This is a genomic window from Enterobacter cancerogenus, from assembly GCF_019047785.1.
Lineage (GTDB): Bacteria > Pseudomonadota > Gammaproteobacteria > Enterobacterales > Enterobacteriaceae > Enterobacter > Enterobacter cancerogenus.
Map to the genome: position 1 here is coordinate 4,000,491 of NZ_CP077290.1, position 20,804 is coordinate 4,021,294.

General features: G+C 57.1%; 17 protein-coding genes. 12 read left to right on the plus strand and 5 right to left on the minus strand.

The genetic code is table 11. The annotated features are described in order from the left end of the window. Positions 1-23: 23 nt before the first annotated feature. On the plus strand, positions 24-530 hold the full coding sequence (tadA, locus tag I6L58_RS18910) for a tRNA adenosine(34) deaminase TadA (protein WP_006176711.1): 507 nt from the start codon (positions 24-26) through the stop codon (positions 528-530). Here tadA and mltF read toward each other — a convergent pair. Then, positions 418-1,968, minus strand: coding sequence for a membrane-bound lytic murein transglycosylase MltF (gene mltF, locus I6L58_RS18915; protein ID WP_058610321.1), 1,551 nt, complete (start codon positions 1,966-1,968; stop codon positions 418-420). The two genes, tadA and mltF, sit on opposite strands and share 113 nt — an antisense overlap. Positions 1,969-2,234: 266 nt before the next feature. Between mltF and purL the strand changes: the two genes are divergently transcribed. The 5 genes from purL (at position 2,235) to glnB (ending at position 10,586) form a co-directional block, all read left to right on the plus strand. After that, a complete protein-coding gene (gene purL, locus I6L58_RS18920) occupies positions 2,235-6,122 on the plus strand; it encodes a phosphoribosylformylglycinamidine synthase (protein WP_088207937.1) in 3,888 nt (1,295 codons plus the stop codon). Between the two features lie 517 nt (positions 6,123-6,639). Beyond that, positions 6,640-8,073, plus strand: coding sequence for a two component system sensor histidine kinase QseE/GlrK (gene qseE, locus I6L58_RS18925; protein WP_176399422.1), 1,434 nt, complete (start codon positions 6,640-6,642; stop codon positions 8,071-8,073). Beyond that, positions 8,070-8,843: a two-component system QseEF-associated lipoprotein QseG gene (gene qseG, locus I6L58_RS18930; RefSeq protein WP_006176706.1), complete on the plus strand. Its 774-nt coding sequence runs from the start codon at positions 8,070-8,072 to the stop codon at positions 8,841-8,843. The genes qseE and qseG overlap by 4 nt, the downstream gene beginning before the upstream one ends. After that, positions 8,830-10,167, plus strand: coding sequence for a two-component system response regulator GlrR (gene glrR, locus I6L58_RS18935; protein WP_006176705.1), 1,338 nt, complete (start codon positions 8,830-8,832; stop codon positions 10,165-10,167). The genes qseG and glrR overlap by 14 nt, the downstream gene beginning before the upstream one ends. An 80-nt stretch (positions 10,168-10,247) precedes the next feature. Next, on the plus strand, positions 10,248-10,586 hold the full coding sequence (glnB, locus tag I6L58_RS18940) for a nitrogen regulatory protein P-II (protein ID WP_003860685.1): 339 nt from the start codon (positions 10,248-10,250) through the stop codon (positions 10,584-10,586). 83 nt (positions 10,587-10,669) lie between these two features. Here glnB and hmpA read toward each other — a convergent pair whose 3' ends face one another. Further along, positions 10,670-11,860, minus strand: a complete 1,191-nt coding sequence (hmpA, locus tag I6L58_RS18945) for an NO-inducible flavohemoprotein (protein WP_088207939.1) — start codon at positions 11,858-11,860, stop codon at positions 10,670-10,672. Between the two features lie 304 nt (positions 11,861-12,164). Here hmpA and glyA point away from each other — a divergent pair, with 304 nt between their 5' ends. Further along, positions 12,165-13,418 (plus strand): serine hydroxymethyltransferase, encoded by a 1,254-nt coding sequence (gene glyA, locus I6L58_RS18950; RefSeq protein WP_045783563.1) that lies wholly within the window; start codon positions 12,165-12,167, stop codon positions 13,416-13,418. A 54-nt stretch (positions 13,419-13,472) separates the two neighbouring features. Here glyA and I6L58_RS18955 read toward each other — a convergent pair whose 3' ends face one another. Next, a complete protein-coding gene (locus tag I6L58_RS18955; protein ID WP_006176701.1) occupies positions 13,473-13,895 on the minus strand; it encodes a DoxX family protein in 423 nt (140 codons plus the stop codon). Positions 13,896-14,069: 174 nt separating this feature from the next. Here I6L58_RS18955 and I6L58_RS18960 point away from each other — a divergent pair, with 174 nt between their 5' ends. Beyond that, positions 14,070-15,209, plus strand: coding sequence for a 3-phenylpropionate MFS transporter (locus I6L58_RS18960; RefSeq protein WP_088207940.1), 1,140 nt, complete (start codon positions 14,070-14,072; stop codon positions 15,207-15,209). Here the strand turns inward: I6L58_RS18960 and csiE are convergent. Then, entirely contained in the window at positions 15,206-16,483 is a 1,278-nt protein-coding gene (csiE, locus tag I6L58_RS18965; protein WP_006176699.1) for a stationary phase inducible protein CsiE, read from the minus strand. The two genes, I6L58_RS18960 and csiE, sit on opposite strands and share 4 nt — an antisense overlap. A 125-nt stretch (positions 16,484-16,608) precedes the next feature. Here csiE and I6L58_RS18970 point away from each other — a divergent pair, with 125 nt between their 5' ends. Both I6L58_RS18970 and I6L58_RS18975 read left to right on the plus strand, forming a co-directional pair. After that, on the plus strand, positions 16,609-17,247 hold the full coding sequence (locus tag I6L58_RS18970; protein WP_042320432.1) for a DUF1007 family protein: 639 nt from the start codon (positions 16,609-16,611) through the stop codon (positions 17,245-17,247). Further along, a complete protein-coding gene (locus I6L58_RS18975; protein WP_088207941.1) occupies positions 17,238-18,218 on the plus strand; it encodes a nickel/cobalt transporter in 981 nt (326 codons plus the stop codon). Before I6L58_RS18970 ends, I6L58_RS18975 begins: the two co-directional genes overlap by 10 nt. Before the next feature lie 48 nt (positions 18,219-18,266). Here the strand turns inward: I6L58_RS18975 and suhB are convergent, their stop codons facing one another. After that, a complete protein-coding gene (gene suhB / locus I6L58_RS18980; RefSeq protein ID WP_058610314.1) occupies positions 18,267-19,070 on the minus strand; it encodes an inositol-1-monophosphatase in 804 nt (267 codons plus the stop codon). 132 nt (positions 19,071-19,202) lie between these two features. Between suhB and trmJ the strand changes: the two genes are divergently transcribed. Then, entirely contained in the window at positions 19,203-19,928 is a 726-nt protein-coding gene (gene trmJ / locus I6L58_RS18985) for a tRNA (cytosine(32)/uridine(32)-2'-O)-methyltransferase TrmJ (RefSeq protein ID WP_088208395.1), read from the plus strand. A 305-nt stretch (positions 19,929-20,233) separates the two neighbouring features. Then, positions 20,234-20,725, plus strand: coding sequence for a Fe-S cluster assembly transcriptional regulator IscR (gene iscR, locus I6L58_RS18990; protein ID WP_006176693.1), 492 nt, complete (start codon positions 20,234-20,236; stop codon positions 20,723-20,725). The last annotated feature ends 79 nt before the right edge of the window (positions 20,726-20,804 follow it).

Genomic DNA, 20,804 nt, shown 5'->3' on the forward strand with positions numbered 1-20,804 from the left:
CTTTTAGACAGGAGTATTAACCGTTGTCCAACCCTGAACGCGATCATGAATACTGGATGCGCCACGCGCTTACGCTGGCCCAACGTGCCTGGGAAGAGGGCGAAGTCCCCGTGGGGGCCGTGCTGGTCCATAATAATCAGGTCATTGGGGAAGGGTGGAATCGGCCAATTGGCCGCCACGATCCGACCGCGCACGCCGAGATTATGGCGTTACGTCAGGGCGGACTGGTGATGCAAAACTATCGCCTGCTTGATACCACGCTGTACGTTACGCTCGAGCCCTGTGTCATGTGCTCAGGGGCGATGGTCCACAGCCGCATCGGCACGCTGGTTTTTGGTGCCCGGGATGAAAAAACCGGGGCGGCAGGCTCGCTGATGGATGTTCTTGGTCACCCGGGGATGAACCACCAGGTGAAGATTATCGGTGGGGTACTTGCACCAGAATGTTCGGGTCTATTGAGTGACTTCTTTCGAATGCGTCGGCAGCAGAAAAAGCAGCAAAAGGCAGAATTGACGCGGTCGGACGATTAAGCTCGTCCGGCGCGACGATCGGGTAGCTTTGCGCCAGCTGCTGCGCTTCGGCAGCCTCTTTTTCTTTTTCCAGCAGATAACCCACCAGGCTTATCTGATATTTACGAATATTCTCCACATAGGCGTAGGCTTCATGCCCACGCGCGTAACCGTAGGTCAGCTTGTTGTACCACGGCTTCTGGCTTAAGAGCGGCAAGCGCTGCTTAACGTCAGACCAGCTGTCCGGATTACCCTTCGTTTTCGCCGTCAGCGCACGGGCATCCAGCATGTGCGCGTACCCCATGTTATAGGCCGCCAGCGCAAACCAGATACGTTCCTCTTCCGGAACTGATTCAGGCACTTTCCCCATCATATCCTGCAGGTAGCGTGCACCACCGCTGATACTCTGCTCGGCATCGGTGCGGTCAGTCAGGCCAAGGCTCTGTGCCGTGTTTTTGGTCAGCATCATCAGGCCACGCACGCCGGTAGGGGAGGTCGCCTGCGTATCCCAGTGTGATTCCTGATACGAAATAGCCGCCAGTAATTTCCAGTCAATTTCCTGGGCATATTTCTCAAACAGCGGCTGCAGGTCAGGCAGGACGCTATCGACGGCGCGTAAGAAACTGCGGGTATCGACGTAATCGAAGTCATCACCGTGGCCGAGATATTTCTCTTCCAGGCGGGCCAGCGTACCGTCTTCATTGATGGTGTTGTAGAAATCCAGCATGGCCGCTGAGAGGGTCTGATCGTTATCAAGCTGGGTAAACCAGGTCACCGGCTGTTCGTCCGTGACGTCCAGCGCGACGGCGATTTCGGGGTGAACGCGCTGAAACAGGCTGATCGCCACCGAGTCGGCAATGGTGTACGGAATTTTTTTATCCTTCACCTGCTCCAGCAGCGCGTTGGTGCCAAGCTTAGGGTCAACCGTCCAGCTGAGATCCGGGTATTTCGTCTCTTTTAACGCGCGTAAATCGTCAATCACCACATGGCCAGGGGCGATGGTCAGCTGCTGCTCGCCAATCCCGGCAAGCGAGCGCGGGCGCAGGCTGCCGACGCGGTAGACCAGCTGTTGGGAAACGGAGTAGTAGGTCGGGCCTGGCTGATAACTCTTGCTGCGCTCGCTGTTGTACACCAGTCCGGCGGCAAGTATGTCCGCCTCGTTATGGTCGAGATCGTCAAACAGCTGGTTGATGTTCTGGCGCACGGTCACCTTCAGCTTCACGCCGAGGTAGTTGGCGAACTGCTGCGCCAGCTCATAGTCCAGGCCGATGGTTTTGCCGTTGATGTCGCTGTAGATAAGCGGCGAAGAAAGTGTACTGACGCGCAGTTCCCCCCGCTCCTGAATGGCGGCGATGCGGTTTTCGGCTTTACCGAACCAGGGGATTGAAGGCCAGAGGGCCACTGCCAGCAGCAACGTCACAATGCCGATGAGCAGATAATTAATCTTTAATTTTTTCAATTAGTTAATTCTCTGCGACGCCGGTTGCCTCAGTATGCTGTAGCCATAGTAAGAATAAGGATTGCCATTGGATGAGCGGCATTTTGCGTAAACCCGCGCCAGTTGGCAACCCATTAGAGAAAGAGGCCACATCTATTGTTAAACGTAAACGCTGATTTTATTTCGACGCAAACGGTTTCGTCGGCGCTCAGGATTCTCTATAATGACGCCCGTTTTCCCCCTTGCGCACACTGAAAGCGCCCCGGCGCTTCGAAGACGAGAGACTTATGATGGAAATTCTGCGTGGTTCGCCTGCACTGTCTGCCTTCCGTATCAACAAACTGCTGGCACGCTTTCAGGCAGCCAACCTTCCGGTAAGCAATATTTACGCTGAGTATGTCCATTTTGCTGATCTGAACGCCCCCCTGAACACAGAAGAGCGCGAGCAGCTGGAACGCCTGCTCAAGTATGGTCCAAGCCTGAGTAGCCACACGCCAACCGGCACACTGATCCTTGCTACCCCGCGTCCGGGCACCATCTCCCCCTGGTCTTCTAAAGCCACCGACATCGCTCACAACTGCGGTCTGAACCAGATTAACCGTCTGGAACGCGGTGTGGCGTACTATGTTGAAGCCTCTACCCTGACTGCGGAACAGTGGCAGACCGTAGCCGCTGAACTGCACGATCGCATGATGGAGAGCGTATTTACCTCTCTGGACGACGCGCAGAAGCTGTTCTCCCATCACCAGCCTGCGCCAGTGCAGAGCGTGGATCTGCTGGGGCAGGGCCGTCAGGCGCTGATTGACGCCAACCTGCGTCTCGGCCTGGCGCTGGCGGAAGACGAAATCGACTACCTGCACGATGCCTTTGTGAAGTTGAACCGCAACCCGAACGACATCGAGCTGTATATGTTCGCGCAGGCCAACTCTGAGCACTGCCGCCACAAGATTTTCAACGCCGACTGGATTATTGACGGCGAACAGCAGCCGAAGTCGCTGTTCAAAATGATTAAAAACACCATGGAGCACACCCCTGACCACGTACTGTCTGCCTATAAAGACAATGCCGCGGTGATGGAAGGCTCTGAGGTGGGCCGCTTCTTCGCCGATCGCGAAGCAGGGCGCTACGATTTCCATCAGGAACCTGCGCATATCCTGATGAAGGTAGAAACGCACAACCACCCGACGGCGATCTCTCCGTGGCCGGGCGCGGCAACGGGGTCCGGCGGTGAAATCCGTGACGAAGGCGCAACGGGCCGCGGTGCAAAACCGAAGGCGGGTCTGGTGGGCTTCTCGGTCTCTAACCTGCGTATTCCGGGCTTTGAACAGCCGTGGGAAGAAGACTTCGGCAAGCCGGAGCGCATCGTGACCGCGCTGGATATCATGACCGAAGGTCCGCTGGGCGGCGCGGCGTTTAACAACGAGTTTGGTCGTCCCGCGCTGAACGGCTATTTCCGTACCTATGAAGAGAAGGTGGACAGCCACAACGGCGAAGAGCTGCGCGGCTACCACAAGCCGATCATGCTGGCAGGCGGGATCGGTAACATTCGCGCCGATCACGTTCAGAAAGGTGAGATCGTGGTGGGCGCGAAGCTGATCGTCCTCGGCGGCCCGTCAATGAACATCGGTCTGGGCGGCGGGGCTGCTTCCTCAATGGCCTCCGGCCAGTCTGACGCCGATCTCGATTTCGCCTCCGTGCAGCGTGATAACCCTGAAATGGAGCGCCGCTGTCAGGAAGTGATCGACCGCTGCTGGCAGTTGGGCGACGCTAACCCGATCCTCTTTATTCACGACGTGGGCGCAGGCGGTCTGTCTAACGCCATGCCGGAGCTGGTGAGCGACGGCGGACGCGGCGGGCGCTTTAACCTGCGCGACATTCTGAACGATGAGCCAGGCATGAGCCCGCTGGAAATCTGGTGTAACGAATCCCAGGAGCGCTACGTGCTGGCTGTTGCCGCCGACCAGTTGCCGCTGTTTGACGAGCTGTGCCGCCGCGAGCGCGCCCCGTATGCCGTCATCGGTGAAGCGACGGAAGAACAGCACCTGAGCCTGAACGACACCCACTTCGATAATCAGCCTATCGATCTGCCGCTGGACGTGCTGCTCGGCAAAACGCCAAAAATGACCCGCGATGTCCAGACCCGTAAAGCCGCGGGTAAGGCGCTGGATCGTCAGGCAATCACCGTGGCTGACGCGGTCAACCGCGTGCTGCACCTGCCTGCCGTCGCGGAGAAGACGTTCCTGGTGACCATTGGCGACCGTACCGTCACCGGCATGGTGGCGCGTGACCAGATGGTTGGCCCGTGGCAGATCCCGGTGGCGAACTGTGCCGTAACCACCGCGAGCCTCGACAGCTACTACGGCGAAGCGATGGCGCTGGGTGAACGTACGCCGGTGGCGCTGCTGGACTTCGCCGCCTCTGCCCGTCTGGCGGTCGGTGAAGCGCTGACCAACATCGCCGCGACGCAGATCGGTGATATCAAACGGATCAAACTCTCCGCGAACTGGATGGCCGCAGCCGGACACCCGGGAGAAGATGCTGGCCTGTACGAAGCCGTGAAAGCGGTGGGTGAGGAATTGTGTCCTGCGCTTGGCCTGACCATTCCGGTGGGTAAAGACTCTATGTCGATGAAAACCCGCTGGCAGGAAGGCAACGAGCAGCGCGAGATGACCTCCCCGCTGTCGCTGGTGATTACCGCCTTTGCCCGCGTGGAAGACGTGCGTCATACCGTGACGCCACAGCTCTCTACCGAAGACAACGCCCTGCTGCTGATTGACCTCGGCAAAGGGCATAACGCGCTCGGTGCGACCGCGCTGGCGCAGGTATATCGTCAACTCGGCGACAAGCCGGCAGACGTGCGCGACGTCGCTCAGTTAAAAGGCTTCTACGACGCGATTCAGGCGCTGGTGGCGCAGCGTAAGCTGCTGGCCTACCACGACCGCTCTGATGGCGGCCTGCTGGTCACCCTGGCCGAGATGGCCTTCACCGGCCACTGCGGCGTTGAGGCGAACATCGCCTCGCTGGGGGATGACCGTCTGGCGGCGCTGTTCAATGAAGAGCTGGGCGCGGTGATTCAGGTGCGTGCGGCGGATCGCGACGCGGTCGACGCTGTTCTGGCGCAGCACGGTCTGGCTGACTGCGTGCATTATCTGGGTAAAGCCGTTCAGGGTGACCGCTTCGTGATTGAAGCAGACGGCCACGTGGTGTTCAGCGAAAGCCGTACCACGCTGCGTATGTGGTGGGCTGAAACCACCTGGCAGATGCAGCGCCTGCGCGACAACCCGGAATGTGCCGATCAGGAACACGAGGCCAAGGCTAACGACAACGATCCTGGCCTCAACGTGAAGCTCTCCTTCGACATCAACGACGACATTGCGGCACCGTACATTGCCACCGGCGCGCGTCCAAAAGTGGCGGTACTGCGCGAGCAGGGCGTTAACTCCCACGTTGAGATGGCGGCCGCCTTCCACCGTGCGGGCTTTGATGCCATTGACGTTCACATGAGCGACCTGCTGGCAGGGCGTACCGGTCTGGATGATTTCCAGGCGCTGGTGGCGTGCGGCGGTTTCTCCTACGGCGATGTGCTGGGCGCGGGTGAGGGCTGGGCGAAATCGATCCTGTTCAACAGCCGCGTGCGCGATGAGTTCGAGACCTTCTTCCACCGTCCGCAGACGCTGGCGCTGGGCGTGTGTAACGGCTGCCAGATGATGTCTAACCTGCGCGAACTGATCCCGGGCAGCGAAGCCTGGCCGCGCTTTGTGCGTAACCGCTCTGACCGCTTCGAAGCGCGTTTCAGCCTGGTGGAAGTAACGCAAAGCCCGTCACTTCTGCTGCAGGGAATGGTCGGGTCACAGATGCCCATTGCGGTTTCTCACGGCGAAGGTCAGGTCGAAGTGCGTGATGCCGCGCACCTGGCGCAGCTTGAAAGCAAAGGCCTGGTGGCGCTGCGCTTTGTCGATAACCTCGGTAAGGTAACCGAAACGTACCCGGCTAACCCGAACGGTTCGGCAAACGGGATCACCGCTGTGACCAGCGAAAGCGGTCGGGCGACGATTATGATGCCGCACCCTGAGCGCGTGTTCCGTACCGTGAGCAACTCCTGGCACCCGGAAAACTGGGGCGAGGACAGCCCGTGGATGCGCATCTTCCGCAACGCACGTAAACAGTTGGGGTAAGTTTCCCGCGCAGAATAAAGCCTCCGTCAGGAGGCTTTTTTTGGTGTCGGGAAATTGAGACAAACCCCTATACTGGTTGTCGCCAGATGGCGACACTTAACATATTGATTTTTATAGTGGTAACCAGGTTGCGGTTAAGGTGTTGCTAATTAACGACACTTAGCTGCAAAATCGTTCACGTCATAATGAATTCAGTTAACGCATAAAAACGTTAAATATCATCAAGATAAATTATTTATTTGCAAGTTGGCACAGCTGTTGCATAATAATAGTCAGTGGCTCATTCACCCTCTTATGTCAGCCCCTTCGGGACGTGCTACATAAACTTCGAATGACGCACAAAAAGGTGCCTGCCGTCCAACTACTGATCATAGCGATGCTTTATCAGGACAGGGCGAAACGTCGAGTTAGGCACCGCCTCATTTCATGACAAAGCCGGGTTTTTACCCGGCTTTGTTGTATCTGACGGTCAGTCTCAGTTACGCTCTCATCAAACCCACATTAAGAGAGTAATGTGTTGAAACGCTGGCCCGCATTCCCCCGTTCCCTGCGACAGCTCGTTATGATGGCGTTCTTGCTGATCCTGCTGCCACTGCTGGTGCTGGCATGGCAGGCGTGGCAAAGCCTGAATGCCCTGAGCGCGCAGGCGGCATTAACCAACCGCACCACGCTCATTGACGCCAGGCGCAGTGAGGCAATGACCAACGCCGCGCTGGAGATGGAGCGCAGCTATCGCCAGTATTGCGTTCTCGACGACAGCACGCTGGAGAAGGTCTATCAGAACCAGCGTAAGCGCTACAGCGAAATGCTGGATGCCCATGCGGGCGTACTGCCGGATGATAAGCTCTACCAGGCATTGCGCCAGGATTTGAACAGCCTTGCCCAGCTCCAGTGTAAAAACAGTGGCCCGGATGAAGCCGCCGCGGCGCGTCTTGAAGCCTTTGCCAACGCCAATACCGAAATGGTGCAGACCACGCGGACGGTGATTTTCTCGCGTGGACAGCAGTTGCAGCAGGAGATTGCCGAGCGCGGGCAGTTCTTTGGCTGGCAGGCGTTAATACTCTTTCTCGTTAGCCTCGCGCTGGTGGTGTTGTTCACGCGCATGATCATCGGCCCGGTAAAGGGCATCCAGCGGATGATTAACCGGCTGGGGGAGGGGAAGTCCCTGGGTGACACGGTGGCCTTTAAAGGGCCGCGCGAGCTGCGCTCCGTGGGGCAGCGTATCATCTGGCTTTCGGAGCGCCTGGCGTGGCTCGAATCTCAGCGCCATCAGTTTTTGCGCCACATCTCCCATGAGCTTAAAACCCCGCTTGCCAGCATGCGCGAAGGCACAGAACTGCTGGCGGATGAGGTGGCAGGGCCGTTGACCTCTGAGCAGAAAGAGATTGTCGAGATACTGGACGCCAGCAGCCGCAATTTGCAAAAGCTTATTGAGCAACTGCTGGACTATAACCGCAAGCTGGCGGATGGTGTGGTGGTGCTGGAGAAGGTTGAGATTGAGCCGCTGGTGGATATGGTGATCTCTGCCCATAGCCTGCCCGCAAGGGCTAAAATGATGCATACCACTGTGGCGCTCGACGAGCCGGCTTGTCTGGCCGAACCGATGCTGCTGATGAGCGTGCTGGATAATCTTTATTCCAATGCGGTGCACTATGGTACTGAATCCGGTAACATTTATATCAGAAGCTATACGAACGGTTCTCGGGTGTTTATTGACGTAGCGAATACGGGCACCCCGATCCCGGATGACGAAAAAACAATGATATTTGAACCCTTCTTTCAGGGCAGTCATCAGCGGAAAGGTGCGGTAAAAGGAAGCGGTCTGGGGCTGAGTATTGCCCGCGACTGCATAAGACGTATGCAGGGTGAACTGAAGATCGTTAGCGATGCGCGGTCGGACGTTTGCTTCCGTATTGAACTGCCTCTTGAGCCGGAAAAATCAATGAAATGAATCTAAGTCTGGTGAGTATGTCACACGTCTTTTTCCGCGCAATGCGCGCGGCGTTTTCCAGCAAACCATTACGCCTGGCCCTGCCATGTCTTTTACTGGCAGGCTGTGTCACCCATGCACCTAAGAGTGCCATCAGTGAAAAACAAGACGATAAATGGCCCGTCAACCAGCTGGCGAATTTCCTGACCACCCCGTGTGAAGGCATCTGGCAGTTATCGGGGCACGACGTCGAAACCAACCCGTTGTTCTGGCTGCGGGGGATCGACTGCGCGCAGCGTCTGGCGCCTGTAGACGCGCGTGCGCAGGCGGCCCTGTGGGGCGCAGAGACCTGGCAGGACAACTTTAAGCGCGCGATCCTGCTGGCAGATGCCAAAATCACGCCGGTCGAGCGCCGCGCGAATACCACGCGCCTCGATGCTCAGGCGATGAGTATTCCCTCTCAGGTGCGCCCGGTGTACCAGCTGTGGCGTGACGGGCAGGCCCTGCAGTTGCAGCTCTCTGAGGAGCGCTCGCGCTACAGCAGGTTGCAACAAGCGACGGATGCCGAGTTAGATACCCTTCGCCAGCAGCAGGACGCGTTACGCGCGCAGCTTGATACCACGACCCGCAAGCTGGAAAATCTGACCGACATTGAAAGGCAACTCTCAACGCGTAAGCCGACGGGCAGCTACCTGCCTGATGGCTCTAAAGGTAATCAACCTTCCGCGGTGCCTGAGGATCAGGAGAGCGACACGCCCAAACAAGAGGATGTGAGTCATGACAAGCCGTAAACCTGCCCATCTCCTGCTGGTGGATGACGATCCCGGGCTGTTAAAACTGCTGGGGATGCGTCTGGTTAGTGAAGGCTACACCGTGGTGACTGCCGAAAGCGGCCAGGAAGGGCTAAAAGTCCTCTCCCGCGAGAAGATCGATCTGGTCATCAGCGATTTACGGATGGACGAGATGGACGGCATGCAGCTGTTCGCCGAGATCCAGAAGCAGCAGCCGGGAATGCCGGTGATAATCCTTACCGCGCACGGCTCGATACCGGACGCTGTGGCCGCAACGCAGCAGGGGGTGTTCAGCTTCCTGACCAAACCGGTAGATAAAGATGCGCTGTATAAGGCCATCGACAGCGCGCTTGAACATGCCGCGCCTTCCGGTGATGAGACCTGGCGTGAATCCATCGTGACGCGCAGTCCTGTTATGCTGCGCCTGCTCGAACAGGCGCGGATGGTGGCGCAATCTGACGTCAGCGTTCTGATTAACGGCCAGAGCGGAACCGGGAAGGAGATCCTGGCGCAGGCGATCCACAACGCCAGCCCGCGTAGCAAAAATGCCTTTATTGCCATTAACTGCGGCGCGCTGCCGGAGCAACTGCTGGAATCCGAACTCTTTGGTCACGCGCGCGGTGCCTTTACCGGCGCGGTCAGCAGCCGGGAAGGGCTCTTCCAGGCGGCGGAAGGCGGCACGCTGTTTCTTGATGAGATTGGCGATATGCCCGCGCCGCTGCAGGTTAAACTGCTGCGCGTGCTGCAGGAACGCAAAGTTCGCCCGCTCGGCAGCAACCGGGATATCGACATCAACGTGCGCATCATCTCTGCAACCCACCGTGATTTGCCGAAGGTGATGGCGCGCAACGAGTTTCGCGAAGATCTCTATTACCGCCTGAACGTCGTGAACCTGAAAATTCCGGCGCTGGCCGAGCGAGCGGAAGATATCCCGCTGCTGGCGAACCACCTGCTGCGCCAGTCCGCCGATCGTCATAAACCTTTTGTGCGGGCCTTTTCCACCGATGCGATGAAACGTCTGATGACCGCAAGCTGGCCGGGCAACGTCCGTCAGCTGGTAAACGTCATTGAGCAGTGCGTGGCGTTGACGTCGTCGCCGGTCATTAGCGATGCGCTGGTAGGGCAGGCGCTTGAAGGGGAAAACACGGCGCTGCCCACCTTCGCGGAAGCGCGCAATCAGTTCGAACTCAATTATCTGCGCAAGCTTTTGCAAATCACTAAGGGCAACGTGACCCACGCGGCGCGCATGGCCGGACGCAACCGTACCGAGTTCTACAAGCTGCTGTCACGCCACGAGCTGGAAGCGAACGATTTTAAAGAGTAGTACCGCAAAATCCGAACGAATATGATACTGTGAGCAATCGATTACGAGGCAGCTTACAGGCAAGAGTTTAAGGACCCACCATGAAAAAAATTGATGCGATTATTAAACCTTTCAAACTGGATGATGTACGTGAAGCGCTGGCAGAAGTGGGCATCACCGGGATGACAGTGACGGAAGTGAAAGGTTTTGGTCGTCAAAAAGGTCACACCGAGCTGTACCGTGGCGCAGAGTACATGGTGGACTTTCTGCCGAAAGTAAAAATTGAAATCGTGGTCAGCGACGACATCGTGGACACCTGCGTGGATACCATTATCCGCACGGCCCAGACGGGTAAAATCGGCGACGGGAAAATCTTCGTCTTCGACGTGGCACGCGTGATCCGTATTCGTACCGGTGAAGAAGACGACGCGGCGATTTAACGTTGTTAACGGTTATGTAGGCCGGGTAAGGCGCAGCCGCCATCCGGCGAAAAAAAAGCCCCTCGTATGAGGGGCTTTTTGCGTTACAGCACCTTATGCGGCCCGAAACATTCGTAATGAATGTTGTCTTTATTGACCCCCAGATCAACCAGCTGCTTCGCGGCATACTGCATAAACGCTACCGGTCCACACACGTAGAACTGCATTTCCGGCGCGCTAAACGCCCCTTCATGCCGGCTCAAATTCATCAGACCTTCGCTGTCGAAACGTGCTGCCGCGCGGTCCGCATCCGTTGGCAGACGATACCAGGTGTGCGCCGTAAAGTGCGGCAGACCTGCTGCCAGCGCTGTCACTTCATCCGCAAAAGCATGCACATCACCGTTTTCTGCAGCGTGGAACCAGTTCACCTGCGCGCTGTGGTGAGATTTTGCAAGAGTATCCAGCATCGCCAGCATTGGCGTTTGACCCACACCCGCAGAGATCAGCGTAACCGGTACATTTGACTCAACGGCCATAAAGAAATCGCCCGCCGGTGCGGCCAGATGCACCACGTCGCCCACTTTCGCTTCGTTATGCAGCCAGCTTGATACCTGGCCACCCTCTTCGCGTTTCACCGCAATACGGTAGCCTTTGCCGTTCGGCTTACGGGTAAGGGAGTACTGGCGGATCTCCTGATGCGGGAAACCGTCTGGCTTCAGCCACACGCCGAGATACTGGCCCGGCTGGTAATCTGCCACCGGCTGCCCGTCGACCGGCTCGAATTCAAAGCTGGTAATCAGCGCGCTGCGCGGCGTTTTTTCGACGATGCGGAACGCACGAGTGCCTTCCCAGCCGCCGTTTTTACTGGCGTTTTCGCTGTAGATCTCTGCTTCACGGTTGATAAACACGCCTGCCAGCACGCCGTAGGCTTTGCCCCAGGCGTCAAGCACCTCCTGGCCTGGGCTGAACATCTCGTCCAGCGTTGCCAGCAGATGAGCGCCAACAATGTTGTACTGCTCCGGTTTGATCTGGAAGCTGGTATGTTTCTGCGCGATTTTCTCTACCGCAGGCAGCAGGGCCGGCAGGTTTTCAATATTGCTGGCATAGGCGGTGATGGCGTTAAACAACGCTTCACGCTGATCGCCGTTGCGCTGGTTGCTCATGTTAAAAATCTCTTTGAGCTCCGGATTATGCGCGAACATGCGCTCGTAGAAGTGGGCGGTAAGTTTAGGGCCGGTTTCGACCAACAGGGGAATAGTAGCCTTAACGGTAGCGATGGTTTGAGCGTCTAACATAGCAACTTCCTTCATATGTTACTTTAATGATGTATTTTAGATGCATCTTATAAAAATAACCCTGTAATGTAAATGGTTCTTTGCATAGTGAAAAATATGCATCACAAAGCTGAAAAGAAATCCGCTGAAACGGACGACCGCTTTATTGCTCAAACCCTTGCGTGGCGCGCAGGAAAACGTTTGCGTAAAATCGTTTGTCAAGACCTGTTATCGAAGAACTATTCGGTTATACTGTTGCGCGTCGTCCAACAGGACTGCCTTTTCAGGCCAAAAATTTACTTGTTAGCTGAGTCAGGAGATGCGGATGTTAAAGCGTGAAATGAACATTGCCGATTATGATGCCGAACTGTGGCAGGCTATGGAGCAGGAAAAAGTACGTCAGGAAGAGCACATCGAACTGATCGCCTCCGAGAACTACACCAGCCCGCGCGTCATGCAGGCGCAGGGTTCTCAGCTGACCAACAAATATGCTGAAGGTTATCCGGGCAAGCGCTATTACGGCGGTTGCGAGTACGTTGATATCGTTGAGCAGCTGGCGATTGACCGCGCAAAAGAGCTGTTTGGCGCTGACTACGCAAACGTCCAGCCACACTCCGGCTCTCAGGCTAACTTTGCGGTCTATACCGCGCTGCTGCAGCCGGGCGATACCGTTCTGGGTATGAACCTGGCGCAGGGCGGCCACCTGACTCACGGCTCCCCGGTTAACTTCTCTGGCAAACTGTACAACATCATTCCTTACGGTATTGATGAGTCCGGTAAAATTGACTACGAAGACATGGCGAAGCAGGCCAAAGAGCACAAGCCGAAGATGATTATCGGTGGCTTCTCCGCTTACTCCGGCGTGGTTGACTGGGCTAAAATGCGCGAAATCGCAGACAGCATCGGCGCTTACCTGTTCGTCGACATGGCGCACGTTGCCGGTCTGATTGCTGCAGGCGTCTATCCGAACCCGGTTCCACATGCGCACGTTGTCACCACCACCACCCACAAAACGCTGGCCGGCCCACGCGGTGGCCTGATCCTGGCGAAAGGCGGCGACGAAGATCTGTATAAGAAACTGAACTCAGCCGTGTTCCCAAGCGCACAGGGCGGCCCGCTGATGCACGTCATCGCGGCAAAAGCCGTGGCGTTGAAAGAAGCGATGGAGCCAGAGTTCAAAGTTTACCAGCAGCAGGTTGCTAAAAACGCTAAAGCGATGGTGGAAGTGTTCCTGAACCGTGGCTACAAAGTGGTTTCCGGCGGTACTGAAAACCACCTGTTCCTGCTGGATCTGGTTGATAAGAACCTGACCGGTAAAGAAGCTGACGCTGCCCTGGGCCGCGCCAACATCACCGTCAACAAAAACAGCGTACCAAACGATCCTAAGAGCCCGTTTGTGACGTCTGGTATCCGTATCGGCTCTCCGGCCGTCACGCGCCGCGGCTTCAAAGAAGCAGAAGTGAAAGAGCTGGCGGGCTGGATGTGCGACGTGCTGGACAACATCAATGACGAAGCGGTCATTGAGCGTGTTAAAGGTAAAGTGCTGGATATCTGTGCACGCTTCCCGGTGTACGCATAATCTTACTGCCTTGCAGACAGTATTAAGGCCGCGCTTGCGGCCTTTTTTTATGGGCTAACGTCGGTCGAGGGAGATTGCGCCCGGCCCGACAATCGCCAGCAAAAGAAACGCGCCCGCAATACTCACATTCTTGTAGAAGTTAATCATATTCGGCACAACCGCATCGCCGGTCATATTCCAGTAATGGTGACCAATCACCGCTGTTCCCAGGGTGTAAAAAACATACAGCACGGCGAGAGGACGGGTGAAAAAGCCCAGCACGATCACTATCGCGACGGGCACTTCCATGACCACCGCGATAATCGCCGCCAGCATCGGCATGGGTGCGCCAAGCGACGTCATATACTGCACGGTGCCGCTAAAGCCCGTCAGTTTTGGGAAGCCAAAAATAATAAACAGCACAACGATGGCGATGCGGGCAACCAACAGCAACAGGTGGCGCGACTGGCCAAAATCGAGGTAGCGAAGCGAGTTCATGGCAGAAATACCTCTGCAGGGGGGAGTCATTTAAACGTAATACAGATTTTCCTGCCTTGCCATAAGCCAGCCGACTGCACGGAATGTTAAATTTTCGTTAACTTATAGCAGGCTATCGACTTGCTTAATTTGCCTATTCTCGCCAGACTATGGCCTTCATTTCGGGAGGGATTCATGGTCTTGCATTCCACGCGCTGGCTGGCGCTCAGCTATTTTACCTACTTCTTTAGCTACGGCATTTTTCTGCCATTCTGGAGCGTCTGGCTCAAAGGGATCGGCCTGAGCCCGGAAACCATCGGCGTTCTGCTGGGGGCAGGGCTGGTGGCGCGTTTCCTCGGTAGCCTGCTGATTGCGCCGCGCGTTAGCGATCCGTCTTTACTGATTAAAGCCGTACGCATACTCGCCTTGCTGACGCTGGTGTTTGTCGCCTGCTTCTGGGTCAGCCATCAGTTTGCCTGGCTGATGGTGGTGATGGTTGGCTTTAACCTGTTTTTCTCTCCCCTGGCTCCCCTGACGGATGCGCTGGCGAACACCTGGCAAAAACAGATCACCATGGACTATGGCCGCGTGCGGCTGTGGGGATCGATCGCCTTTGTGATTGGCTCTGCGCTGGTGGGGAAGCTGGTCAGCCTTTACGATTATCACGCGATCCTGGCACTGCTGAGCATCGGGATTGCCTCAATGCTGCTGGGGATGCTGCTCCGCCCGTCCGTGATGCCGCAGGGTGAAAGCCGTCACCAGGAGAGCGCAGGTTGGCCCGCATGGCGCAGCCTGGTGGCACAAAGCTGGCGTTTCCTGGCCTGCGTGTGCCTGCTTCAGGGTGCACACGCGGCTTATTATGGCTTCAGTGCCATTTACTGGCAGGGGGCGGGATACTCTGCGTCTGCGGTGGGCTACCTGTGGTCGCTGGGGGTGGTCGCCGAGGTCATTATCTTTGCGCTGAGTAAAAAACTATTCAGCCGCTTTGGCGCGCGTGATTTGCTGTTGCTCTCCGCCATTTGCGGCGTGGCGCGCTGGGGCATCATGGGCTGGACCACCGAACTGCCGTGGCTCATCGTCGCGCAAATCCTGCACTGCGGTACCTTTACCGTCTGTCATCTGGCGGCGATGCGCTATATCGCGGCGCGAGAGGGCGGAGACGTTATTCGCCTGCAGGCGGTCTACTCTGCAGTCGCGATGGGCGGCAGTATTGCGATCATGACCGTCTTTGCGGGCTTCCTGTATCAGCACCTTGGGCACGGCGTGTTCTGGGTGATGGCGCTGGTCGCGCTGCCTGCCATCATCGTGCGTCCTAAGGTAACCGCCCGGGCTTAATGTTCCAGCATGGCGCGGATATGTTCTTGCTGCTGCGCGTTCAGTGTCTCTACGGCATGGATCAGCGGCGGCGAGAACAGCGGCAGCGCGGTAGGATAGGGCGTGATAACCAGCGCCGCTTCGCGCGGTGCGCCCTCTTTCTGAAAGCTCTGTAGCGTCAGGTAACGGATATTGAGCGGCAGCAGCGTGAGCTCGCGCAACTGCTGTTCGATATGCGCCTCGCACGCTTTATCTTCACCCGTCAGTAACACCACCTGTTTTTCGTGCAGGTCGGTCTCCTGCATCAGCCAGGCACCAAAAATCACCGCCACCAGGCTCATCTCTTCATCCGAGAACCGCAACCCAAACTCGGCTTCCAGCTCATACAGTGCCTCTTTGGTGGTGCGCAACAGGCGTGGATAAAGCCGATGGATCTCCTCCGGCAGACTATTGTCGATGCCAATCTCAAAGAGGGAGCGGTCCAGCGCCTGCGCAAGATGGACATACAGCTGGTCGGTCAGCCCCTGTTCATCGCTGAAATTCATGCCGGTTTGCGCCCGGAAACGGGCGACCATTCGCACAATCGCCCGGCGTAAACGCTGATCCTGCTGGTGTTTATCGAGTGCCGGGTCGGGGGTGCGCAGCATCATAAATAGCAGCGCGAGAAACAGCTGCTCATCGCCATGGGTGCCCTGCGGGACGCGCCGTTTCCAGTGGCGGACAATCTCCTGCGCCGTAAAATACTCCCCTCTCGACTGCGTCCAGCTGCGCTGAACCGGCGAAAACTGCGGAGTGTTGCCCCGATGGTGTTGAATCAGACAGTATTGCAGGTAGAGCTGTAAAAACTGAACGTCGCGGCACTCAAACTGACGCTGCAGCTTACGTGAGCAAAAGTTAATCAACGCCCGCAGGTTCGCATCATCATAAAGCGGTCGCGCGATACCCTGCTGTTTAAGCGCGGTTTTTAACGCAGGGGTAAACTGGTGCGAGACAAAATGCGGGCAAAGCCGGAGCGAGCGGCGCAGCCAGTGCAGCAAACATAAGCGCTGGTTAAGGGCGGAGCCTTCAAGTCGGTAGCAGCCGTCGTGGTGCGTAACAATATCCAGCCGGTGATAGCGCTGGATTTCATCGCGCGTCTCGGCTATATCTTGCCGTGCGATGGCGTCGTCCACCCCATTGGCAGCAATGATGCTCTGTGCGGTGACGGCAGCATCGGGCAGGTAAAGCATCAAAAGCACCTGGCAGCGGCGCTGCGAACTGGAAAGCACAGATGGAATTTCAAGCGTCGTCATCATCTGTCGGGTATCCAGTGTGAATGTAAGATAAGAATAGCTAAAGGATGGGCGCTGAAAAGCGCGCCGGCGGGCCTTTCACTCAGGATTGCGGGCGAACATCACAGAATTTTTGACGTGAGGAGATGATGCAAATAGTTAAACACAGCGCAATGGCGCTATTTTTGGCGGTTTTCACTTTCGGCGCCAGCGCACATCCTCACAGTTTTATCAGCCTGAAGACCGGACTGGTGACGGACGGCACTCAGCTTAGCGGGCTGAAAATGCGCTGGACGATGGATGAAATCACCTCGGCAGACCTGCTGTACGATGCGGGCAACGCAAAGCCCGGGGATGAGGTCTGGAAAAAGCTGGCGGCGGAAGTGATGGCCAACGTCCTCGGGCAACACTACTTCACCGAGTTCTGGCACAACGGGCAAAAGGTGACGTTTCTGAACCGCCCGACGGAGTACGGCCTGGCGCGCGAGGGCCATCAGGCGGTGCTGACGTTCGTGCTCCCGCTGGCGCACCCTCAGCCGCTGGCCGGGCAGAAATACACCTTCTCCACCTTTGACCCGACCTATTACGTCGACATGCATTACGCGCAGGACAGCGACGTTGAGCTGCCCGCCGCTCTGCAAAAAAACTGCACGGTTGCGGTTCACACGCCAACGCCCAGCGATGAGATGCTGAACTTTGCGGTATCGCTCGATAAAGCCGATGCGCCGCCAGAGGATATGGAATTGGGCAAACAGTTTGCACAGCAGGTAACGTTACAATGTCAGTGATCGCTTCTCCCACCCGAAAACCGCGCCGCTGGCTGCACCTCTGGCCGCTGGCGCTCTTTGTGCTGCTGGCCGTGTGCGGCATGTTGTGGCTGTGGCAGGCCTGGCCGCAGGTGATGATTAAAAGCATCGTCTGGCAGCGGGAGGTCAATCAGCAGATGAGCGGGCTGCTCAAGGCGGTGGCGGAAAACCCCACCAAAGCGGGCGGCTCCCTGCTGGCGTTTAGCTTTATCTACGGCGTACTGCATGCGCTGGGGCCGGGGCACGGCAAAATCGTGATCGCCACCTGGCTTGCCACGCATCCTTCTAAGCTCAAGTCGAGCATCGGCCTGACGCTGGCATCGTCGCTGCTGCAGGGCGGCGTGGCAATAGCGCTGGTCGTGGTGGTGCTTGCACTGTTACAGCTTCCTGCTCGCCAGCTGCACATGAGCAGTTTCTGGCTGGAGAAGGGGAGTTATGCGCTGGTGGGCGTGCTGGGGATGATCCTCTGCTGGCGGGCGCTGAAAAAACTGCGCGCGCTGTTACGTAAACCGACCTTCAAAGCCTTTACGCCCCACCACGTACACGACGCGCACTGTGGCTGCGGGCATCAGCATCTGCCGACGCAGGAACAGTTACAGAACGGCGACGACTGGCGCGCGCGGCTGATGATTATTCTGTCTATGGGGATGCGCCCGTGTTCGGGGGCGATCATGGTGCTGCTGTTCAGCAAGGTAATCGGCGTATTCGGCTGGGGAATTCTCTCGGCCCTGGCGATGGCGGCGGGTACGTCACTGACGATCTCGTCCCTGGCGCTGCTGGTGCACAGCTTCCGCCGTCTGGCGGTAAAACTGAGCGGCAACAACACGCCGGTACTGTGGCGACAAATAGGATGGACAACCCTGGCGCTGGCGGGCGGGGTCATCTTGCTGGTGGCTGCGGTAACGATGTGGGTGAGTGCGGTGCCGGTGGGCAGGGGATTGAGGCCGTTTTAGTCAGGCCCGGTTTGATACCCTCTCCCACAGGGAGAGGGTATTGACCGATTAACGCTTCAGCGCGTCGCTCAGCTCATCGCGCATGTTTGCCAGCATGGCTTTAACGACGCGTGGGTTGCCCGCTACGATGTTGCCGGTAGACATGTAGTTATGGCCGCCGGTGAAATCACAGACAATGGCGCCTGCTTCACGTGCGATCAGCTCGCCCGCAGCAAAGTCCCATGGCTTCAGTGACAGTTCGAAATAGCCGTCAACGCGGCCGGTTGCCACATAGGCCAGATCCAGCGCCGCTGAACCGGTGCGACGGAAGTCAGCACATTCAGTGAACAGTTTGCCCAGGATATTCATATAGGTTGTTGCGTGCTGTTTCGCCTTGAACGGGAAACCGGTCGCCAGAATAGTGCCGTCCAGATCGCGAGCGTTGCTGCAACGCAGACGATAGCCGTTCAGCTGCGCGCCCTGACCGCGGGTAGCGGTGAACAGTTCGTTACGCATTGGATCGTAAACAACGGCGACTTCGGTACGGCCTTTAATGCGTACCGCGATAGACACAGAGAAATGTGGCAGACGTTTGATGAAGTTGGTGGTGCCATCCAGTGGATCGATAACCCATTGAACATCCTGATCGGTACCTTCATGTTCACCGCTTTCTTCGGTGATGATGGTGTGCTGTGGGTAAGATTTGCGGATCGTTTCGATAATAATCGCTTCTGCGGCTTTATCGACGTTAGTCACGAAATCATTGCTGCCTTTCTGGCTGGTTTCTACGGAGTCGGGTGTTTCGTAGTGTTTGGCAATTACATTACCCGCCTTGCGCGCTGCGCGCACGGCGATGGTCAGCATCGGATGCATCGGTCTCTCTCACTGGATGTTAAAGAACAGGAAAATCGGCGCAGAGTATAGCAGCGGGATCGGATTATGTCTCTCGATTATGCTAATATGCCGGAATATTCTTCAGACACTGAATTCAGACACCTAAAAATTATGCTGCAAAACATTCGAATCGTGCTGGTCGAAACATCGCACACCGGCAATATGGGCTCTGTTGCCCGCGCTATGAAAACCATGGGCTTAACGAACCTGTGGCTGGTTAACCCGCTGGTCAAACCTGACTCTCAGGCCATCGCCCTGGCGGCGGGTGCCAGCGATGTGATCGGCAACGCGCAGATCGTCGATACCCTGGACGAAGCGCTTGCCGGCTGTAGCCTGGTGGTTGGCACCAGCGCGCGCTCCCGTACGCTGCCGTGGCCGATGCTGGACCCGCGTGAGTGCGGCCTGAAAAGCGTTTCAGAAGCCGGGCAGGCGCCGGTGGCGCTGGTATTTGGCCGTGAGCGCGTCGGCTTGACCAACGACGAACTGCAAAAATGTCATTACCACGTGGCGATTGCGGCGAACCCGGAATACAGCTCGCTGAACCTGGCGATGGCGGTACAGGTTATTGCCTATGAAGTCCGTATGGCGTGGCTGGCGACCCAGGAGAAAGCACGTACAGAGCCTCAGGAAGAGACCTCCTATCCGCTGGTGGACGATCTGGAACGTTTCTATGGTCACCTCGAGCAAACCCTGCTCTCCACCGGGTTTATCCGCCAGGACCACCCGGGCCAGGTGATGAACAAGCTGCGCCGTCTGTTTACCCGTGCGCGCCCGGAAAGCCAGGAGCTGAACATCCTGCGCGGCATTCTGGCGTCGATTGAGCAGAAGAATAAATAGTGGTCGTCTGTTCGCCGGGTGGCGCTGCGCTTACCCGGCCTACCACGCATTCTCCCTCTCCCCGTGGGAGAGGGCTGGGGTGAGGGCATCAGGCAGCACCCTTGCGATACGACACGGTTTTGTAGGTCGGGTAAGCGCAGCGCCACCCGACAAAAAACGGCACAGAAGGTTAAATACCTGACTAAAACAGTCAAGTAAATAGTTGACCAATTTAGTCAGGAATGTCAGACTTGGCCCTGCTATGCAATACCCCCATTTTACAATAAAAAACCCCGGGCAGGGGCGAGTTTGAGGTTAAGTAAGACATGAGACTGACATCTAAAGGGCGTTATGCCGTGACCGCGATGCTGGACGTTGCGCTCAACTCCGAAGCGGGCCCGGTTCCGTTGGCTGATATTTCTGAACGACAAGGGATTTCCCTCTCTTATCTGGAACAGCTGTTCTCCAGACTGCGTAAGAATGGCCTGGTTTCCAGCGTACGCGGCCCGGGCGGCGGTTATCTGCTGGGTAAAGACGCGGGCAGTATTGCGGTTGGCGAAGTGATCAGCGCGGTTGATGAATCCGTTGACGCGACCCGTTGCCAGGGTAAAGGCGGCTGCCAGGGCGGCGATAAGTGCCTGACCCACGCGCTGTGGCGCGATCTGAGCGACCGTCTGACCGGCTTCCTGAACAACATCACCCTCGGTGAACTGGTCAATAACCAGGAAGTTCTGGACGTGTCGGGCCGTCAGCATAGCCATGAATCACAACGCAGCACCCGCGCGCAAGACGCAATCGACGTCAAACTGCGCGCGTAATAAAACGATAAAGATTTCAGAATCAGGCCGGGGCATCGCGCCCCGTGTACTCGGTCGTACATCCAGCCGGTTGCCTGAT

Excerpts from the sequence above, each read along its gene's own strand:
- hmpA (WP_088207939.1), bottom strand. The coding sequence starts at position 11,860 with ATGTTAGACGCTCAAACCATCGCTACCGTTAAGGCTACTATTCCCCTG.
- trmJ (WP_088208395.1), top strand. The coding sequence starts at position 19,203 with ATGCTGCAAAACATTCGAATCGTGCTGGTCGAAACATCGCACACCGGC.
- I6L58_RS18955 (WP_006176701.1), bottom strand. The coding sequence starts at position 13,895 with ATGAACTCGCTTCGCTACCTCGATTTTGGCCAGTCGCGCCACCTGTTG.
- glnB (WP_003860685.1), top strand. The coding sequence starts at position 10,248 with ATGAAAAAAATTGATGCGATTATTAAACCTTTCAAACTGGATGATGTA.
- csiE (WP_006176699.1), bottom strand. The coding sequence starts at position 16,483 with ATGATGACGACGCTTGAAATTCCATCTGTGCTTTCCAGTTCGCAGCGC.
- suhB (WP_058610314.1), bottom strand. The coding sequence starts at position 19,070 with ATGCATCCGATGCTGACCATCGCCGTGCGCGCAGCGCGCAAGGCGGGT.
- I6L58_RS18975 (WP_088207941.1), top strand. The coding sequence starts at position 17,238 with ATGTCAGTGATCGCTTCTCCCACCCGAAAACCGCGCCGCTGGCTGCAC.
- glyA (WP_045783563.1), top strand. The coding sequence starts at position 12,165 with ATGTTAAAGCGTGAAATGAACATTGCCGATTATGATGCCGAACTGTGG.
- I6L58_RS18970 (WP_042320432.1), top strand. The coding sequence starts at position 16,609 with ATGCAAATAGTTAAACACAGCGCAATGGCGCTATTTTTGGCGGTTTTC.
- qseG (WP_006176706.1), top strand. The coding sequence starts at position 8,070 with ATGAATCTAAGTCTGGTGAGTATGTCACACGTCTTTTTCCGCGCAATG.
- purL (WP_088207937.1), top strand. The coding sequence starts at position 2,235 with ATGATGGAAATTCTGCGTGGTTCGCCTGCACTGTCTGCCTTCCGTATC.
- iscR (WP_006176693.1), top strand. The coding sequence starts at position 20,234 with ATGAGACTGACATCTAAAGGGCGTTATGCCGTGACCGCGATGCTGGAC.
- glrR (WP_006176705.1), top strand. The coding sequence starts at position 8,830 with ATGACAAGCCGTAAACCTGCCCATCTCCTGCTGGTGGATGACGATCCC.
- I6L58_RS18960 (WP_088207940.1), top strand. The coding sequence starts at position 14,070 with ATGGTCTTGCATTCCACGCGCTGGCTGGCGCTCAGCTATTTTACCTAC.